The 17916-nt window shown below is 61.4% G+C and carries 13 protein-coding genes; 10 read left to right on the forward strand and 3 right to left on the reverse strand.

What is annotated here, in order from left to right:
- Nucleotides 1-22 precede the first annotated feature (22 nt).
- Nucleotides 23-1366: an MFS transporter gene (locus PPGU16_RS25275; RefSeq protein WP_180723135.1), complete on the forward strand. Its 1344-nt coding sequence runs from the start codon at nucleotides 23-25 to the stop codon at nucleotides 1364-1366.
- 54 nt (nucleotides 1367-1420) lie between these two features.
- Here PPGU16_RS25275 and PPGU16_RS25280 read toward each other — a convergent pair whose 3' ends face one another.
- Nucleotides 1421-2146 carry a GntR family transcriptional regulator gene (locus PPGU16_RS25280; RefSeq protein ID WP_180723136.1) on the reverse strand — a complete coding sequence of 242 codons (726 nt, stop codon included), beginning with the start codon at nucleotides 2144-2146 and terminating at the stop codon, nucleotides 1421-1423.
- A 143-nt stretch (nucleotides 2147-2289) separates the two neighbouring features.
- On the opposite strand from PPGU16_RS25280, the gene PPGU16_RS25285 reads away from it, so the two are divergent.
- The 5 genes from PPGU16_RS25285 (at nucleotide 2290) to PPGU16_RS25305 (ending at nucleotide 10308) form a co-directional block, all read left to right on the forward strand.
- Entirely contained in the window at nucleotides 2290-3510 is a 1221-nt protein-coding gene (locus PPGU16_RS25285) for a pyridoxal-phosphate-dependent aminotransferase family protein (protein ID WP_180723137.1), read from the forward strand.
- A gap of 271 nt (nucleotides 3511-3781) precedes the next feature.
- A complete protein-coding gene (locus PPGU16_RS25290) occupies nucleotides 3782-5068 on the forward strand; it encodes an MFS transporter (protein ID WP_180723138.1) in 1287 nt (428 codons plus the stop codon).
- Nucleotides 5069-5085: 17 nt separating this feature from the next.
- Nucleotides 5086-5835: a 2-keto-4-pentenoate hydratase gene (locus tag PPGU16_RS25295; RefSeq protein ID WP_180723139.1), complete on the forward strand. Its 750-nt coding sequence runs from the start codon at nucleotides 5086-5088 to the stop codon at nucleotides 5833-5835.
- A gap of 39 nt (nucleotides 5836-5874) precedes the next feature.
- A complete protein-coding gene (locus PPGU16_RS25300) occupies nucleotides 5875-8889 on the forward strand; it encodes an FAD-binding and (Fe-S)-binding domain-containing protein (protein ID WP_180723140.1) in 3015 nt (1004 codons plus the stop codon).
- Between the two features lie 147 nt (nucleotides 8890-9036).
- Nucleotides 9037-10308, forward strand: a complete 1272-nt coding sequence (locus PPGU16_RS25305; protein ID WP_418016271.1) for an IS256 family transposase — start codon at nucleotides 9037-9039, stop codon at nucleotides 10306-10308.
- Between the two features lie 712 nt (nucleotides 10309-11020).
- Here the strand turns inward: PPGU16_RS25305 and PPGU16_RS25310 are convergent.
- Both PPGU16_RS25310 and PPGU16_RS25315 read right to left on the reverse strand, forming a co-directional pair.
- Nucleotides 11021-12145 carry an aminotransferase gene (locus PPGU16_RS25310; RefSeq protein WP_180723141.1) on the reverse strand — a complete coding sequence of 375 codons (1125 nt, stop codon included), beginning with the start codon at nucleotides 12143-12145 and terminating at the stop codon, nucleotides 11021-11023.
- A gap of 227 nt (nucleotides 12146-12372) precedes the next feature.
- Nucleotides 12373-13356: a helix-turn-helix domain-containing protein gene (locus tag PPGU16_RS25315; RefSeq protein ID WP_180723142.1), complete on the reverse strand. Its 984-nt coding sequence runs from the start codon at nucleotides 13354-13356 to the stop codon at nucleotides 12373-12375.
- 105 nt (nucleotides 13357-13461) lie between these two features.
- On the opposite strand from PPGU16_RS25315, the gene PPGU16_RS25320 reads away from it, so the two are divergent.
- From PPGU16_RS25320 to PPGU16_RS25335, 4 genes are all read left to right on the forward strand, one after another.
- Nucleotides 13462-14361, forward strand: a complete 900-nt coding sequence (locus PPGU16_RS25320) for a DMT family transporter (RefSeq protein WP_180723143.1) — start codon at nucleotides 13462-13464, stop codon at nucleotides 14359-14361.
- 230 nt (nucleotides 14362-14591) lie between these two features.
- Nucleotides 14592-16775, forward strand: coding sequence for an NHL repeat-containing protein (locus PPGU16_RS25325; RefSeq protein ID WP_180723144.1), 2184 nt, complete (start codon nucleotides 14592-14594; stop codon nucleotides 16773-16775).
- A 151-nt stretch (nucleotides 16776-16926) separates the two neighbouring features.
- Nucleotides 16927-17184, forward strand: coding sequence for a hypothetical protein (locus tag PPGU16_RS25330; protein WP_180723145.1), 258 nt, complete (start codon nucleotides 16927-16929; stop codon nucleotides 17182-17184).
- Between the two features lie 129 nt (nucleotides 17185-17313).
- Nucleotides 17314-17913, forward strand: a complete 600-nt coding sequence (locus PPGU16_RS25335; RefSeq protein ID WP_180723146.1) for a LysE family translocator — start codon at nucleotides 17314-17316, stop codon at nucleotides 17911-17913.
- Nucleotides 17914-17916: the final 3 nt, after the last annotated feature.

Consider the following 17916-nt stretch of genomic DNA (forward strand, 5'->3'; position numbering starts at 1 on the left):
TCCGGCCTGTAAGGAGACAACCATGAGCACACCAGGCGCAGTGGCGGCAGGCGGCCGCGACGACAAACTAACGGCCACGGCCGACATCATCAAGAAGGTCACGTGGCGGCTCATGCCGCTCATCATGATCTGCTATCTGTTCGCGTTCTTCGACCGCATCAACATCAGCTTCGCGAAGTTCCAGCTGCAAAGCGACCTCGGCTTTTCGGATACGGCGTACGGCCTCGGCGCGAGTCTCTTCGTGATCGGCTACGTGCTGTTCGAAGTGCCCAGCAACATGCTGTTGTACAAGGTCGGCGCGCGCAGATGGATTGCGCGGATCATGATTTCATGGGGTCTCGCGACAGCCGCGATGGTGTTCGTCCAGAACGAATGGCAGTTCTACGGTCTGCGCTTCGTGATCGGCGCGATGGAAGCGGGCTTTGCGCCCGGCGTGCTCTACTACCTGACGCTGTGGTTTCCGGCGAGCTATCGCGGACGCGTGACGTCGCTGCTGTTTCTCGCATCGGCGTTCTCGGGTCTCGTCGGCGCGCCACTCTCGGGTCTGGTGCTCGGTCAGATGGACGGCGTGTTCGGCATTCGCGGCTGGCATTGGCTCTTCATGCTCGGCGGCCTACCGTGTATCGTGCTCGGCATTCTCGTGCTCAAGGTGCTGAAGGATCGCATCGAAGACGCAGGCTGGCTGTCGCCTGCCGAAAAGACCTATCTGTCGAGCCAGATCGCGCAGCAGGCGCAGCCGACCACGCATGGTCACTCGCTGCTCGGCGCGATTCGCACGCCCGGCTTCCTCACGCTCGGCCTGATCTACTTCCTGATTCAGATCGCTTCCTACGGCCTGAATTTCTGGGCGCCGCATCTGATCCGTGTCGCAGGCACACAAAGCCCGACGATCATCGGTCTGCTGACGGCCGTGCCTTATATCTGCGGCGCGATCTGCATGGTGATCGTGGGACGTTTGTCGGATGCATCGGGCGAGCGCCGCAAGTTCGTGAGCGGGTTGCTCGTGATGGCCGCTGTCGGTTTCTTTGCTGCAGGCTTCTTCGACAAGCAGACGGTGATGCTGGTCATCGCACTCGCTGTGCTCGGCGCAGGGGTAATCGCTTCGATTCCCGCGTTCTGGGCGCTGCCGCCGAAGCTCGTGACGGGCGCGGGTGCGGCGGGCGGTATCGCGCTGATCAACACGTTGGGTCAATTGGGCGGTATCGTCAGCCCGGTGATGGTGGGGCGCGTGCGCGACGTGACGGGTAGCACGACGCCCGCGCTGTATGTGATTGGTGCGTTGAGCCTGATCTGCGCGTTGATCATTCTGTATGGCCTGCCGCAATCGCTGCGGCAGAAAGATCACACGGGTCGCGCGGGCGCGTGATGCAACGGTGACTGGATAGAAAAAACGCACGGCATCGAGCCGTGCGTTTTGCTTTTAAGCCTTCAGTTTCGCAGCCGCCGCATCTTCGCGCGACTGCACTTGCAGCACCGCATCGCGCTTGTCGAGCAAGTGCTGCCGCAAGATTACGCTCAGGCGCTTGCCGTCTCGCGCTTCCAGCGCCTTGAGCATCTCGTCGTGATCGTGAATCGCGCTGTCCCACTTCGGAATCTGGAAGTTCGAGCGAAAGCGCAGCGCCTGCAAGCGGCGGTTCACGGCGATATACGTCTGACGCAGCGCCGAGTTGCGCGCGGCCTCGTTGATCTTGTCGTGAATCGCCTGATTGCGGCTGTAGTAACCGGCCAGATCGTTTTGCGCGCGGCACGCGAGCATCGCGTAGTGCAGCGCCTTGATTTCGGTGAGTTCGGCGGCCGTCATGCGCTCCGCCGCAAGTTCGCCGGAAAACGCTTCGAGCCCGCTCATCAGTTCGAACGTCTCGCGTAGTTCCGCTTCCGACATCTTCGACACCGACGCGCCGCGATTCGGCTCGATCTCGATCAAGCCTTCCGCCGCCAGCACTTTGAGCGCCTCGCGCAACGGCGTGCGCGAAATGCCGAGTGTTTCGCACAGTTCGCGTTCGTTCAGTTTCTTGCCCGGCTCCAGCACCCCCTCGACGATGAAGCGCCGGATGTGTTCGACCACCGTGTCGTGCAAACGCTGGCGTTCGACCTTCGGCATCAGGGGAGGCGGTGTCAGGCCTGCTTCAATGTCCGAATTTTGCATACAAAAATCCTCAAGCACGATTTACACCGATTTTAAAGCATGCACCCCGCTAACTGACTGCGAGGGTAAACACCGCCTTGGGATTGTCACGAATCGTTTGTTATAGTTTTTTGCATGCAAAATTCAATCGAGGAGATCGACCGATGCTGAAACTCGACTTTCATCCCGCAGGCCGCCACTTTTTGCAGATTCCGGGTCCGAGCCCGGTGCCCGACCGCATCTTGCGGGCGATGAGCTATCCGACCATCGACCACCGCGGCCCGGAGTTCGGCGCGCTGGGCCTGAAAGTGCTGGACGGCATCAAGAAGATCTTCAAGACGCAGCAGCCGGTCGTGATCTATCCGGCGTCGGGCACGGGCGCATGGGAAGCGGCGTTGTCGAACACGCTGAGTCCCGGCGACCACGTGCTGATGTTTGAAACGGGCCACTTCGCGACGCTATGGAAGAAGATGGCCGAGAACCTCGGTCTGAAGCCGGAGTTTCTGGGCTTGCCGGGCATCGAAGGCTGGCGGCGCGGCGTCCAACCGCAAATGATCGAAGCGCGGCTGCGCGAGGACACGCAGCATTCGATCAAGGCCGTGTGCGTCGTGCACAACGAAACCTCGACGGGCGTGACGTCCGACATCGCTGCCGTGCGCCGCGCGATCGACGCGGCGGGCCATCCGGCACTGCTGCTCGTCGATACGATTTCGGGGCTTGCCTGCGCCGACTATCGTCATGACGAATGGGGCGTCGACGTCACCGTCTCGGGTTCGCAGAAGGGCTTGATGCTGCCGCCGGGCATCAGTTTCAACGCCGTGTCGCCGAAGGCGATCGAAGCGGGCAAGCAGGCGAAGCTGCCGCGCGCGTTCTGGGACTGGACTGAAATCATCGAGATGAACAAGAGCGGCTACTGGCCGTACACGCCGAATACGAACCTGCTGTATGGCTTGTACGAGGCGCTCGACATGATTCTCGGCGAAGGGCTCGACAACGTGTTCGCGCGTCACGACCGCCTTGCCGAAGCCTGCCGCCGCGCAGTGCGCGCATGGGGCCTCGAGATTCAATGCGCCGATCCGTCCGTGTATAGCCCGGTGCTGACGGGCGTGATGATGCCGGATGGCGTCGATGCGGACGCCGTGCGCAAGGTGATCTACGAACGCTTCGACATGTCGCTCGGCACGGGCCTCGGCAAGATGAAAGGGCGCATGTTCCGCATCGGGCATCTGGGCGACTGCAACGACCTCACGCTGATGGCGACGCTTGCCGGCGTCGAAATGGGCCTGCAGATCGCGGGTGTGCCCGTTGCGGCGAGCGGCCTGCCTGCTGCGATGGAATTCCTGATGTCGCAGCCGAACGCACCGAAGCTCAAGGCAGCCGCTTGATTGAATACTTAAGCAGCCACATAAGCTGCCGATAACCAGACGACGAAGGAAGCGCAAACGGCGACACGTTGCTTCCTTCATCGCAAACGCAATTCCGAAGTACTCACGCGCCCGGCCAGCGCGACGCACAGCAGCGAACAGAAAGACAAAGACGCAAGCGAACCACAAACGCGACCAACGCCAACGGCAGACCCTGCGGACGGCGGCTCGCGCGGCATGAAGGCCGAACACGCCGTGCGAATGCCCCGTCCGCCAGCAACGGAGACAGACGATGAAGCGGTTTCGTGTAACCAGTGCGACCAGTATCGTTCTACTGATGCTATGCATCATGTACTTCATCACCTACCTTGACCGCGTCAACGTCAGCACGGCGGCCGCGGGCTTCGGCAAGGAGTTCAACCTTTCGCATACGGAAATCGGCCTTGTTTTCTCGGCCTTTGCCTATCCGTATCTGGTGTTTCAGATCATCGGTGGCTGGGTGAGCGACCGTTTCGGCGCGAAGCGCACGCTGATTGCGTGCGGCGCGATCTGGGCGCTCGCGACGCTGCTGACGGGCTTCGCGGGTGGCCTCGTCTCGCTGCTCTTTGCGCGGGTGTTGCTCGGTTTCGGCGAGGGCGCAACGTTTCCGGCCGCGACGGCCGCGATGTCGCGCTGGGTCGCGAAAGAAAAGCGCGGCTTCGCGCAAGGCATCACGCACGCGGCGGCGCGCATCGGCAATGCCGTTGCGCCCGGCGTGATCGTGCTGGTGATGACGACATGGGGCTGGCGCGAGTCGTTCTATATCTGCGGCGCGTTCAGTCTGCTGTGGGTCGTCGTCTGGGCGATGACGTTCACCGAATATCCGAAAGAACATCGCCGCATCACGCAGGAAGAACTCGACTTCCTGCCGCCCCCCAAAGCGAAGACCGCAAACGTGCCCTGGAAGGCGCTCTTCAAGCGCATGACGCCCGTGACCATCGTGTACTTCTGCTATGGCTGGACGTTGTGGCTGTTCCTGAGCTGGATTCCGCAGTACTTTCTGCATAGCTATCACCTCGACCTGAAGAAGTCGGCGATATTCGCTTCGGCGGTGTTCTTTGCAGGCGTGATCGGCGATACGCTGGGTGGCATCGTCACCGACAAGATCTTCGAGCGCACGGGCAACCTCAGGCGCGCGCGTAGCTGGATGGTGTCGATCTGCATGCTGCTCACGCTCGCGTCGCTCGTGCCGCTGATGCTTACGCACAACCTGTATGTGTCGATGGTGTGTCTGTCGGCGGGCTTCTTCTTCGCCGAAATGACGATCGGCCCGATGTGGGCGATCCCGATGGACATCGCGCCTGAATACTCGGGCACCGCAAGCGGCATGATGAACACGGGCTCGGCACTCGCGGCGATCATTTCGCCTGTGCTGTCGGGCTACCTGATCGATACGTTCGGCAGCTGGGAGTTGCCGTTCGCGGGCAGCATGCTGCTGATGGCGATTGGCGTCGTGCTTGCGTTCCGCATGCAGCCCGAAAGCCGTTTTGAAATCGGTGCAGAGCCGAGTGCACAACCCGCCACGCGCTTTAACGCGTGAGCCTCGCCAACGTTTGAATGACCATGCTGACTCGACAACTTGCCGACGCGCGCGCCGATCACACGACGCTCGCGTCACTCTCGCCCGAACTGATTCCCGCCGACATGAGCGCCGCCTACGCGATCCAGCACGAGTTGCTGGCGTTGCGCGGCGCGCGTATCGGCGGCTGGAAGATCGGCGCTAAATCCGCCGAGGGCGCGATTCAGGGCGCGCCGCTGCCTTCTTCAGATTTGCATGTGGATGGCGCGCGTTTGCCGCGCGCGCATTACGCGCCGCTTGGCCTCGAACTGGAAATCGCGTTTCGCTTCGGTCGGGACTTCGAGCCGTCGGCCAGCGCGTATCACGAAGTCGAAGTGCTCGATGCAATCGATTCGATGGCTGCGACCATCGAAATCGTTGCGAGCCGCTTCGCGCAATGGCCCAACGTCGACAAGCTCGCGCAACTCGCGGACTTGCAGAATCACGGCGCGCTGATTGTCGGCGAGTTCACGCAGTACCGGCGTGATTTTCCGTTCGTGGCGCCCACGCTCGGCTTCACGTTCGAAGGACAGGATGTGGTGAAGGCGACGCCTTCGAACCCTTGTGGCGATCCGCGGCGCCTGCTGACGTGGCTCGTCAATCATTGCACGCAGCATCATCGCATTGCAGTGACAACCGACATGATCCTCACGACGGGTTCGTATACGGGCATGTTCTTTCCGCAACATGCGGGCACTGCGCGCGGGCATATCGACGGGCTTGCGCCCGTCAGCGTCACGCTCGAATAGTTTCGCACTACACGCCTCGCTTTTTATAGGCCGAAGCACATGTCGAACGCCGATTCTCTGCTGGTCAAACCGATTCATCTCGTGCCGTCGTCGGCGCGTCTGAGCACGCCGCTTGCGAACCGCCTGCGCAAGGAATTGCGCGGCGATGTGTTGTTCGATGCAGCAAGCCGTGGACGCTATTCGACGGATGCGTCGATCTATCAGATCATGCCCATCGGCGTGGTCGTGCCGCGCGATCAGGACGATCTGCTCGTTGCGCTGGACATCGCGCGCAGCGAACGCGTGCCGCTGCTCGCGCGCGGCGCGGGTTCGAGCCAGTGCGGGCAGACGGTCGGCGAAGCGCTCGTGATCGACACCAGTAAATGGCTCAATCAGGTCATCGCGTTCGACAAGGACAAGCGCACGGTGACGGTCGAGCCGGGCATCGTGCTCGATCATCTGAATGCGTGGCTGAAGCCGCATGGTCTGTGGTTTCCTGTCGATGTGTCGACGGCGGCGCAATGTACGATCGGCGGGATGGCGGGCAACAATTCGTGCGGCTCGCGGTCGATCGAATACGGCAACATGGTTCACAACGTCGAAGCGATCGACGCGATTCTCGCGGACGGCACGCAAGCGCATTTCGCTTCGCTGCGCGATGCGCCGCAGGGCGTGCGGTTGCAGCAGATCGTCGAAGACGTGAAGGCGATTGCGCTGCGCGAGCACGATGAGATCGTCGCGCAAGTGCCCAAGGTATTGCGACGTGTCGCGGGCTACAACATCGATCTGTTCGACTGTCAGAATCCGCGCGCCTATACCGACGATGGGTTTGCGAATCTCGCGCATCTGCTGGTCGGCTCCGAAGGGACGCTCGCGTTCAGCCGCCAGTTGACGCTGAAGCTCGCGCCGCTGCCTGCGCACAAGGCGCTGGGCGTCGTGAACTTTCCGACGTTCTGGCAGGCCATGGACCTGACGCAGCACATCGTCAAGCTCAAGCCCGTTGCCGTCGAACTGGTCGATCGCACGATGATCGATCTCGCGATGAGCAATCCCGCGTTCCGGCCGGTGATCGAGAAGGCGCTGGTCGGCAGGCCCGAAGCGATTCTGCTCGTCGAGTTCGCAGGCGAGAACCGCGACGAACAACTCGCGTTGCTCAAGCAACTGACGGAGCTGATGGCCGATCTTGGCCTGCCCGACTCGGTCGTGCAAATGTCCGATCAAGGCGAACAAAAGGCGCTGTGGGAAGTACGCAAGGCTGGCCTGAACATCATGATGAGCATGAAGGGCGATGGCAAGCCCGTGTCGTTCATCGAAGACTGCGCGGTGCCGCTGGAACATCTCGCCGAGTACACGAGCCGGCTGACCGAGGTGTTTCATCGCAACGGCACGGAAGGGACGTGGTACGCACATGCGAGCGTCGGCACGCTGCACGTGCGGCCGATTCTCGACATGCGCCGCGACGGCGCGACAAAGATGCGCGCGATTGCCGAAGAGGCGGCGGCGCTGGTGCGCGAATACAAGGGCGCGTATTCCGGTGAACATGGCGACGGCTTGTGTCGCGGCGAATGGGTGGCGTGGCAATACGGTCCGCGCATCAACCGGGCGTTCAGCGAGATCAAAGCGCTGTTCGATCCGAACAACCGGATGAACCCGGACAAGATCGTGCGTCCGCCGAAGATGGACGATGCGAGCAACTTCCGTTTCGCACCGGGATACAAGGCGCGTGCGTTGACGCCAGCCCTCGACTGGTCGCAGTGGAATGTCGAACGTGATCCGATGACGGGCGTGGAGACCGCGCGTGGCACGGGCAACGACCTGGCGGGCGGCCTCGCGAAGGCCGTCGAGATGTGCAACAACAACGGTCATTGCCGCAAGTTCGATGCGGGGACGATGTGTCCGAGCTATCGCGTGACGAAGGACGAGCAGCATGTGACGCGCGGACGGGCCAATACATTGCGGCTTGCGCTGTCGGGGCAGTTGGGTGATGAAGGGCTTGCCAGCCAGGATGTGAAGGACACGCTCGATTTGTGCGTCTCGTGCAAGGGTTGCAAGCGCGACTGTCCGACGGGCATCGATATGGCGAAGTTCAAGATCGAAGCACGCGCTGCGTGGGCGCAGAAGCATGGCCTGCGTTTGCGCGAGAAGATGATCGCGTTTATGCCGCGTTACGCTGGGTTTGCAGCGAGCATGCCGGGCGTGTTTGCGTTTGCGGCTGACATGCCCTGGTTCAAGCGTGCGTTGGGATTTGCGCCGCAGAGATCGTTGCCGCGATTTGTGAAGCCTTTTTTGAGTCGTGGAGATGTGAAGGCTGCGTCGTCGAATGCGCAGAGCGCGCAAAAAGAAGTGCTGTTATTCGTCGATACGTTTAACAACAACATCGAGCCGGAGAACGCGCGCGCCGCGCAACAGGTGCTCGAAGCGGCGGGATATACCGTGCGCTTCAACAAGATCGAGGGCGAGCGTCCGCTGTGCTGTGGGAGGACGTTTCTTGCAGCGGGACTCGTGGATGAAGCGAAGCGCGAAGCGCGCCGGATGCTCGATGCGTTCAGGCCGTTTATCGAGCGTGGTGTGCCTGTGGTTGGGCTGGAGCCTTCATGTCTTTTGTCGCTGCGCGACGAGTTTCTTCAGTATGGTTTTGGGGAAGAGGCTGAGCGTCTGTCTAAACTCGCGATGCTGTTTGAGGAGTTTCTTGTTCGCGAGCATAAGGCTGGTCGATTGACGCTCGATTTGAAGCCGCTTGACGATGCGAGCCAGGCGTTGGTGCATGGGCATTGTCATCAGAAGGCATTCGATGCGTTTTCGCCTGTTCAGACAGTGTTGAAGTGGATTCCCGAGTTGAAGGTATCGACCGTCGAATCGTCGTGTTGCGGGATGGCGGGGAGCTTCGGGTATGAGGCGGAGCACTATGAGGCGTCGATGGCGATGGGGGAGTTGTCGTTGCTGCCTGCGGCGCGTGGGATCGATGCTCACACTGTGATGGTCGCGGATGGGACGAGTTGTCGGCATCAGATTTATGATGGAGCAGGGGTGAGTGCGATGCACGTCGCGCGGGTTTTGATGCGGGCTTTGAAGTAGTTTTTTGTCTGCGCAAGCTGGCTGGGGTTTTTGGGGCTTTGCGCTGGCATCCGCTAGATGTTATTGGTCTGCAAGCGTTGCCCCTGTGCGGGGGCCTATCCGTCATTTTGTGGGCGAGGCATATCATGAGAGGTAAAAGTCATGGATATGCCAATGAAGAAGAAACGCACGGTGGCGTCTCAGGCAGCGGCCCGAGGGCCGCTGCCTGAACTGCCCAAGGCACTGCTGGACGAACTGGTCAAAGGGCCGATGACGCCAGGCGAGGTGCAGGATCTGATGCTGGCGTTTAACAAGGCGATTATCGAACGCGCGATGGGTGCGGAGATGAATCTGCATCTGGGGTATCCGCCGGGCGAATCCAAACCCGCTGGCCAGGCCAACGAGCGCAACGGCGCCAGCCGCAAGACGGTCATCACCGATCGTGGCGTCGTCCGGGTCGAGTTGCCGCGCGACCGCGACGGCAGCTTCGAGCCGATCCTGATCCCCAAACACGAACGCCGCTTCACCGGCTTTGACGAGCGCATCATCGCGATGTACGCGCGTGGCATGAGCGTGCGTGAGATCCAGGCCTTTCTGGCCGAGAGCTACGGCACCGAGGTGTCGCCCGATTTCATCAGTTCGGTCACCGACGAGGTGATGGCCGAAACGCTGGCCTGGCAGAACCGTCCGCTCGAGACGATGTACCCGGTGGTCTTCTTCGACGCGTTGCGGGTCAAGATCCGCGATGACGGTGTGGTCAGCAACAAGGCGGTGTATCTGGCTCTGGGCATTCAGGCGGACGGCCAGCGCGATGTGCTGGGCCTGTGGATCGAGCAGACCGAGGGCGCGAAGTTCTGGCTCAAGGTGTTCAACGAACTCAAGACCCGCGGCTGCCAGGACATCCTGATTGCGGTCGTTGACGGCCTGAAGGGGCTGACCGACGCGATCGGCGCGGCTTATCCGAAGACGGCGGTGCAAACCTGCATCGTGCATCTGATCCGCAACAGCCTGGAATACGCGGGCTGGAAGGACCGCAAGGCCGTCGCCCAGGCGCTGCGTCCGATCTACGCAGCGGCCAGCGAAGAGGCCGCGAAGCAGGCTCTGCAAGCCTTCGCTGATGGGCCATGGGGCGCGAAATACCCGAGCATCGTGCAGTCCTGGCAGCGCGCATGGGAGCACGTCACGCCGTTCTTCGTGTTTCCACCCGAGATCCGACGGGTCGTGTACACCACGAACGCCATTGAGAGTCTGAACATGCAGTTACGCAAGATCATCAAGACCCGCGGTCACTTCCCCAATGACGATGCTGCCATCAAGCTACTCTGGCTGGCATTGCGCAACGTCCTGGCCAAAAACGTGCGCTCAGCCTTCGACTGGAAGTCAGCCATGAACCAGTTTGCTATTCTGTTTGGCGATCGATTCACGCAGGCGCGCGGCTAACGATTCCTTTAACCGCCTCGCCCACAAAAATGCGGACAGGCTCCTGTGCGGGGCGGCACCTACTTTTCTTTGCCGCCGCAAAGAAAAGTAGGCAAAAGAAAGCGGCTAACACCGCCAGCCCTTGTTACTGCCTGAGGGCCCCCAAAGGGTCTTATGCCTCAGACGGCAACGCGCTGATCGACGCCCGTTGCCAGCGCTCTACATTAGCGCCTCACCCACGTCAAACACCCGCACAAGAGCCAGCGTCAGCGAATGGTTTGTGCCGCCCAGGCGGCAAACTGTGTGTAGGCTTTCGCGCCGTACGCGCACCACTCCGAACTGTGTAGCAAGATTGGTGTTTCTGGTAAGAGCGCTCACCTGTCTGGTGCGGCAACCTACACACCGTTTGCCACCTGGGCGGCGGCGGACTGTCTGACACGGCGTACCGCGACGCGGGCGCATGAAGCGGGTGAGGCGTATAGAGAGAGCGTTGGCAACGAACCTGAGCAATCTTGTTGCCGTATGAAGCGTAAGAACCTTTGGGGGCCCTCAGGCAAACACAAGAACTGGCGGTGTGAGCCGCTTTCTTTTGCCTACTTTTCTTTGCGGCGGCAAAGAAAAGTAGGTGCCGCCCCGCACAGGGGCAACGCTTGCGGACCAATAACATCACGCGGATGCCAGCGAAAAAACAAAAACACCCAACCGCCCGCGCCGCGCAGGCGCAAAAAAAACCTCAACGCGCAATACCCCGCAAAAACTCCGACACCTTAGCGAGCCCCGCGACAAGCACCTCACGATTATTCGTGTATCCCACCCGAACATACCCTTCGACATCCAGCGCGCTGCCAGGCGTAAACATCACCCCAGTCTTCTCAAGCAAAGAGACACAGAACTCTCGAGAAGTCATATCGACATTAACCTTCACAAGAGCAGTCGTCCCCGACTTCGGCTTCACATAAGAAAGCAAAGGCTCCTTGGCAATCCACGCATCGAGCACAGCAAGATTAGTCCGCAAAATCCCGTGATTACGCTCCAGAATCGCCTTGCGATTTTCCAGCGCAATGGAAGCCAGCAGATCATTCAACATCCCGACACTAATCGTGTTGTAGTCGCGATGCGTCCGGACGCGCTGAAGCAATTCAACAGGCGCAACGATCCAGCCCACCCGCAAGCCCGCCAACGACCATGTCTTCGACATACTGCCCGTGCTGATGCCCTTCTCGTACAAATCCGCAATCGACGCAGTAAAGCCCGTCCCTTCCTGATCCGTACCGCGATACACCTCGTCATTCAGCACATAAGCGCCGCACGAACGTGCAATCTCCGCAATCGCCAGGAGAAACTCGCGATCCATCAACGAGCCCGTCGGATTGTTCGGATTGTTGATCGCGATGACGCGCGTGGTCGGCTTGACCATCCGCTTCAGTTCTTCAAGATCAGGCAGAAAACCGTTCTCTTCACGCAAACGCAAAATCTCAACGTTCGCGCCGTAGCTCTCGGGAATCGAATAATGCTGCTGATACGTGGGCAGCACCGAAATCACATGATCGCCAGGCTCGACGAGCGTTTCATAAACCAGCGCATTCGCGCTGATCGCGCCGTGCGTAATCAACACATTCGGCACGCCCTGCTTTTCATACAGCGACGCGACATTGCTCCGCAAACGCTCAGTGCCGTCGATCGCGCCATACGTCAGCTTCATCGGCAGAATCTCGCCGAGCAGCGCGTCTTCCTTGCCCGCGATCTTCAGCAGTTCGCCAACCGTCAGCGATTCGACGCACGTCTCCGCAAGGTTCAACTCACATTGGTTCTCATAGAGATCCATCCAGCGTTCGACTCCAAATTCCCTGATTTGCATGAGTGCTGTCCTCGTGTGAAAGCAGTGGCTAGGGCGCGGCTGGTCAGACGTTCGCGGCGCAGGTTGATTGCTGTCGAGTGTAGACTATTTGTCTCAAATAGACAAACAAAGTCCATAAATGGCAGAAAGGGCAAACGCGCGTCTACGCAGCGACGCGCATCGGGACGGAGAGTGGAAAACGAAAAGACAGCGTACGCCCGAACCGGACGCGACGCAGGCGCGACATGTCAGCCGGCGCGCAGCGCCTCCCGCCAGGCGGCGGGCGACACGCCGACGCCCTGACGGAACCGGTGGCTGAAGTGGCTCGCGTTCGCGTAGCCGCACTGCGTCGCGATATCGATCAGCGGCAACGCGGTCGTGCGCAGCAGCGTGCGCGCGCGTTCGAGCCGCTGCTGCGCAATCCACGCATGCGGCGGCAGGCCGAACGATGCACGGAACATCCGCGCAAGATGGAATTCGGAAAGGTTCGCGACGGCGGCGAGTTCACCGAGCGTCAATGGCTGCGTCAGATTCTGATCGATGTATTCGCGCAGCCGGCGGCGCGTCGCGACGGCAAGCCCGCCCTTGAGCACCGCGCCCGTGCGGTTGACGCCCTGCGAGCGCAGCAACAGGCTCAGGATTTCATGCGATGTTTCGTTGGCGCGCAAACGGCCGTCGGCGTCGTCCCACACATCGTTCGCGAGCGACTGGCAGAGCGCCGCAATGTGCTCGTCCTCGAAGTACGTGCGGTCGGCAAGCGTCAGTTCGCGCGGCTCGCGGTCCAGTTCGCGGATCGCGCGCTGCGTGAAGTGCTCGGGCAGGAAATACAGATGCATGAAATGCATGTGGCCGCGTACCCACCAGCGCGATTCGTGATCGCCGGGCAGCGCGCACAGGCGGCTTGGGGCGCCATAGCGGCCCGGCAGCTTCTGGCGCTCGGTGCGATAGCCGCCGTCCAGATAGCACGACAGCGTGTGATGACCGGGTTGCGCGTAGATCGTCTCGGCTTCCTTCGTTTCGCGCGTCCAGATTGCAACAGCGAGCTGATCGCCCAGCCACGCGAAGCGTTCGAGTGTCGCATTGGAGTCGCTCAGCGTCTTGCAGACCGAATGCAGGCCGAACGGCGGATCGGCTGGGTCGGTCGTGGCGATGGGCGGTGGGTTCACGTGGATGCGGCGAAACGAAAAGGGGACGCAGAAACTCAGTGCTTGCATCGAGTATACGGCCAGCACGCATTTCGCTCCCGGCGGCATGGCAAAAGTGCGCAATTCTGGACAATCGAACGGACGTGCGCTGGCGCATAGTCGGGCCAACTCGTATTGTGTGGCCCTGATGCAATGAATCTGTTTCTTTATGTTGTGACCGTGCTCATCTGGGGCACGACCTGGATCGCGATCAAGTGGCAGCTCGGCGCCGTGCCGATGTCCGTTTCGATTGCGTGCCGCTTCTGGCTCGCCGCCATCGTGCTGTTCGCGCTGCTGAAAATCATGCGTCGCCCGATGTGGCCGCCGCGCGCGGCGTGGCGTTTTCTCGCCGCGCAGGGTCTCGCGCTGTTTTGCGTGAACTTCCTCTGCTTCTATTACGCGGAAAGCGTCGTGCCGAGCGGTCTCGTGGCCGTCGTGTTTTCGACGGCGCCGCTTTTGAACTCGCTCAATGGTCGCCTTTTCATGGGCCGCCCATTGCAGCCGACGGCTATCGTCGGCGCGGTGCTCGGGCTGGCGGGCATTCTGTGCCTGTCGTTGCAGCAGATGGCCGGGCATCTCGGCGATCATGCCGCGTGGCTCGGTCTCGCCGTCGCGTTCGCGGGGACGCTGTGCTTTTCGGCGGGCAATCTGCTGTCCAGCCGCATGCAGTCGATGGGTCTGCATCCCCTCGTCACCAACAGCTGGGCGATGCTGATCGGCGCGAGCGTGCTCACGGTGGGCAGTCTCGCTGCCGGCCTGCCGTTCGCACTGGAGACGGACGCGCGCTATCTCGGCGCGCTCGTCTATCTCGCTGTACCGGGCTCGGTGATCGGCTTTACCGCGTATCTGATGCTGGTCGGGCGCATCGGTCCGGAGCGCGCCGCGTACTGCACGGTGCTGTTCCCGTTCGTCGCGCTGGTGGTGTCGACGGTGTTCGAAGGCTACCGATGGTCGCCGCTTGCCGTCGTCGGACTCGTATTGGTGGTGGCGGGCAACCTCGTCGCGTTCGGCGTCACACAGCGGCTATTCGTGCGCCGTGCGCGAACTGTCTGATCCTTCAAGCTAATGCCAATTCGATTCGAATAAAAGCGGAAAAAATCGCTAAACGAATTATTTAAGGAGAAACGGTCGCGTTCTGATTTGAGAAGATAACAAGCACAATAAGTTTATTCCATGCGAATTGGGTATTAATTCGTACGGAATGGCAAATGCTCTTCGATAAGCACATCGATGAGATCTTTATCTGCATTTGCTAACGTTTTGCTTCTCGCAAGGACACGACCGTGAAAGTCTCGACCCGCCTCGCTGCCGCGCTGTTCACGCTTGGCAGCCTGATTCCCCTCGGCGCTGCTGCGCAATCGCAATTGACCTACACCACCTCGTGGATAGGCAATAGTTTTGGATTTGGCGACGGTAAATGGATGCAGCAAGACATTCAGGCAATTAACGTTGCGCCGGATGGCACCGTATTCACGAATTCGCCATGGGATGAAAGCGGAAGCGAAATAGCCGCCTATAAAAATGGCGACAAAATTGCAGTTGCCGGCGCGACGCACGGCTGGGGCGCGGCAGGCGGCGATGCGATAGCTTCGAATCACACCTACGTGTACGCGGCCATGTCGATCGGCAATCAGAACAATGGCCTGGTCGGCGCGGATTATCCGCCGAGCGGGCAGACGTGGTTCGGCATCACGCGCCGCTCGCTTGCGAACATCGCGGTAGGCGCGCCGTTCGACAGCGGCATCGGCAACAGCGCAAACGCAACGAAGAACAGCTTTCTGCGCGTGAACGCGGTCGCGACGGGCGCGGACGCGGGCATTCGCGGCCTCGCAGCGACGGACACCGAACTGTATGCGTCGGATACCTACGGCAATCAGATCGTCGTGTTCGACGCCAACACGATGCGACGTCTGCGCTCGTGGAATGTCGCGGCACCGGGACGCATCGCGCTCGATACCGACGCATCCCTCTGGGTGATGAGCGGCTTCGGCACGGGCAGCGTGAGCGTGCTGCACTATTCGTCGACGGGCGCGCCGTTGGCGGGCACGCTCGCGTTACCCGCCGGCACCGTGCCGACGGATCTCGCCATTTCCCCTGCGGGACAGATTCTCGTCGCCGACAACGGCCCGAAGCAGCAGGTCCTCGTCTACGACCGGTCGGCAAGTGGCGCGACCCGACTGACGGGCGCGCTCGGTACGCTATACGGCATCTTCCACGAACCGAAGGGCACGCCTGGCAACTGGCGCTTCAACGGCATCACGGGCATCGGCTTCGATCAGGCGGGCAACCTCTACGTCGCTCAGAACGGCGAAGGGCCGCGTCCGCTTGCGTCGGCGACGGTCGGACAGGGCGCGGTGCTGGAAAGCTACCGCTACGCGACACGCGGCTTCAACTGGCGGCTGCAAGGGCTCACGTTTGTCGACAGCGCGGCCTTCGATCCCGCGACGCCGAACATCGTCTACACCGGCTCCAAGCGCTTCACGATGGACTATGCGCAGCCGCCCGGCAGCGAATGGAAGTACGCGGGTTTCACGCTCAACCGTTTCGATTTCCCCGACGACCCGACCTTCCATCAGCCGCGCGGCGTGCGCGGCGAGCCGATGGTGCGGCGGATCAACGGCAAGCCGTATCTGTACACGCTCGACCCCGGCGCGCATTACCTGAACGTCTATCGTTTCGATGCCGCGCATGACGAAGTGGCGATTCCCTCCGGCCTGTTCGCGCAGAATCCGCTGCCGGGCAACTGGCCCGTCGGCCAGCCCACTTACGGCGAATGGATGTGGCGCGATACGAACGGCGACGGCCATGTCGACGCAAGCGAGATCACCGGCAATCCGTCGACGGGCAGCACGGTCGGCAACGGCTTCTGGTGGGTCGATACGCCGGGCAACGTGTGGCTCGCGACGCCAGCGAGCGGTATCCGCGAAACGCCGTTGCAGGGCTTCGACGGCGTGGGCAATCCGATCTACACGTACGAAAGCTCGAAGACGTTCCCGATGCCCGCGCCGTTCAATCGCATCGTGCGCATCGTCTATATCGCCGAAACGGACACGATGTATGTGTCCGGCTACACGAGCAGCCTGCCGTGGGACGCGACGCACTGGAAGGAAGCGGGCCGCATTCTCGTGCGCTACGACAACTGGAGTTCGGGCTCGCCCACGCCCGCTTATACGATCGCGCTGCCGTGGAATGCGAGCAGCAATCCGCAGGTCACGCCCGTCGGCGTCGCCGTGGCGGGCAACTATATCTTCGTCGCCGAGTTGTACACGCCGAAGGTCGACGTCTACGATGCGCGCTCGGGACAGATGGTCGGCTATATGACGCCGGGCGCCGCAGTCGGCAACACGACGGGATGGGTCGACGTGTATCTCGGCATCAGCGCAGTACGGCGCCCTAACGGCGAATATGTCGTGCTGCTCGAAGACGATGCGCGCGCGAAAATCCTGATGTATCGATGGACTCCCTGAACGCCGCGTGAACTCGGCTTGATCGTCGTCAGTCGAAAGAGACATGCCGCCCGTGCATGCCGTCTGTGCGAATGGACGGCTGCACACGATCGGTATATATATAACGATAGAACCCTTTGTTGACGAGCCATAACAGGAGCGACGATTCATCATGACGCCCGAAGATCCGGACAAGCAGCAAACTGGCGTTCAGCCGGACCTCGAACATCTCGACGCAGCCGTGTCGCATGTGAACGAAATGGTGTCGTCGGGCAACATCGCGGCGAGCGCGGCCCGCGGCATTCTCTATAGCCTGATCGAAACGCTCGGCACGCTGGTCGGCGACCCGGACCTGCCGGAACATGCGCGTTCCGGCTACGAAGGTCTGCTCGAAACGGCGCGTGAACTGCGGGTCAAAATCGATCACTGAACGTGTGCCGCGGTGCATGCGGCGGCGCTTTCGAGTACGCCGCATGCAGCCGTTTTCCTGACAGAAATCGGCACTGTCGCGCGACTGTGATACAAAGGGCGCTCGTTCCGACCTGCCCGTCTTCACCTGATGCTTTCTCCTTCCAACACGGCGCTGCTCGCGCTCGGCATCATCGTCGTGCTGATCACGCCTGGCCCGACCAACACGCTATTGGCAGCCGCTGGCCTGCGCCAGGGCGCGCGCCGCTCGCTGCCGCTGATCGGCGCGGAACTGGCCGGGTATCTCGTGTCGATTTCCGCGTGGGGCCGTTTTCTCGTGCACGCGGCGCATACGCTGCCGTGGCTGCCTTCGGTGCTGCGCATCGCGAGCGGTCTGTACATCGCGTGGCTGGCCGTCGACATGTGGCGCGCGGCCGTGGCGCTGCCCGACTCGGCGCAACCGGCCAACGGGCCGCGCGCGCTATTCGTCGCCACGCTGCTCAATCCGAAGGCATTGCTGTTCGCAGGCACGATCTTTCCGTCGATTGCATTCGAGAACCTCGCAACCTATGGCCTTGCGATGTCGCTGTTCGCGTGTTTGCTCGCGCCCATCGCGTTCGCGTGGATCTCGTTTGGCGCGGCGCTCGGCAGCGGCAAGCTCACATGGCTCGACCCGGTGAAGATGCAGCGCGCGGCGTCGATCGTGCTCGGGATGTTTTCCCTTTCGCTCGCGTGGGCTGCGTTGCATTGAACG

The sequence above is a fragment of the Paraburkholderia largidicola genome, assembly GCF_013426895.1.
Lineage (GTDB): Bacteria > Pseudomonadota > Gammaproteobacteria > Burkholderiales > Burkholderiaceae > Paraburkholderia > Paraburkholderia largidicola.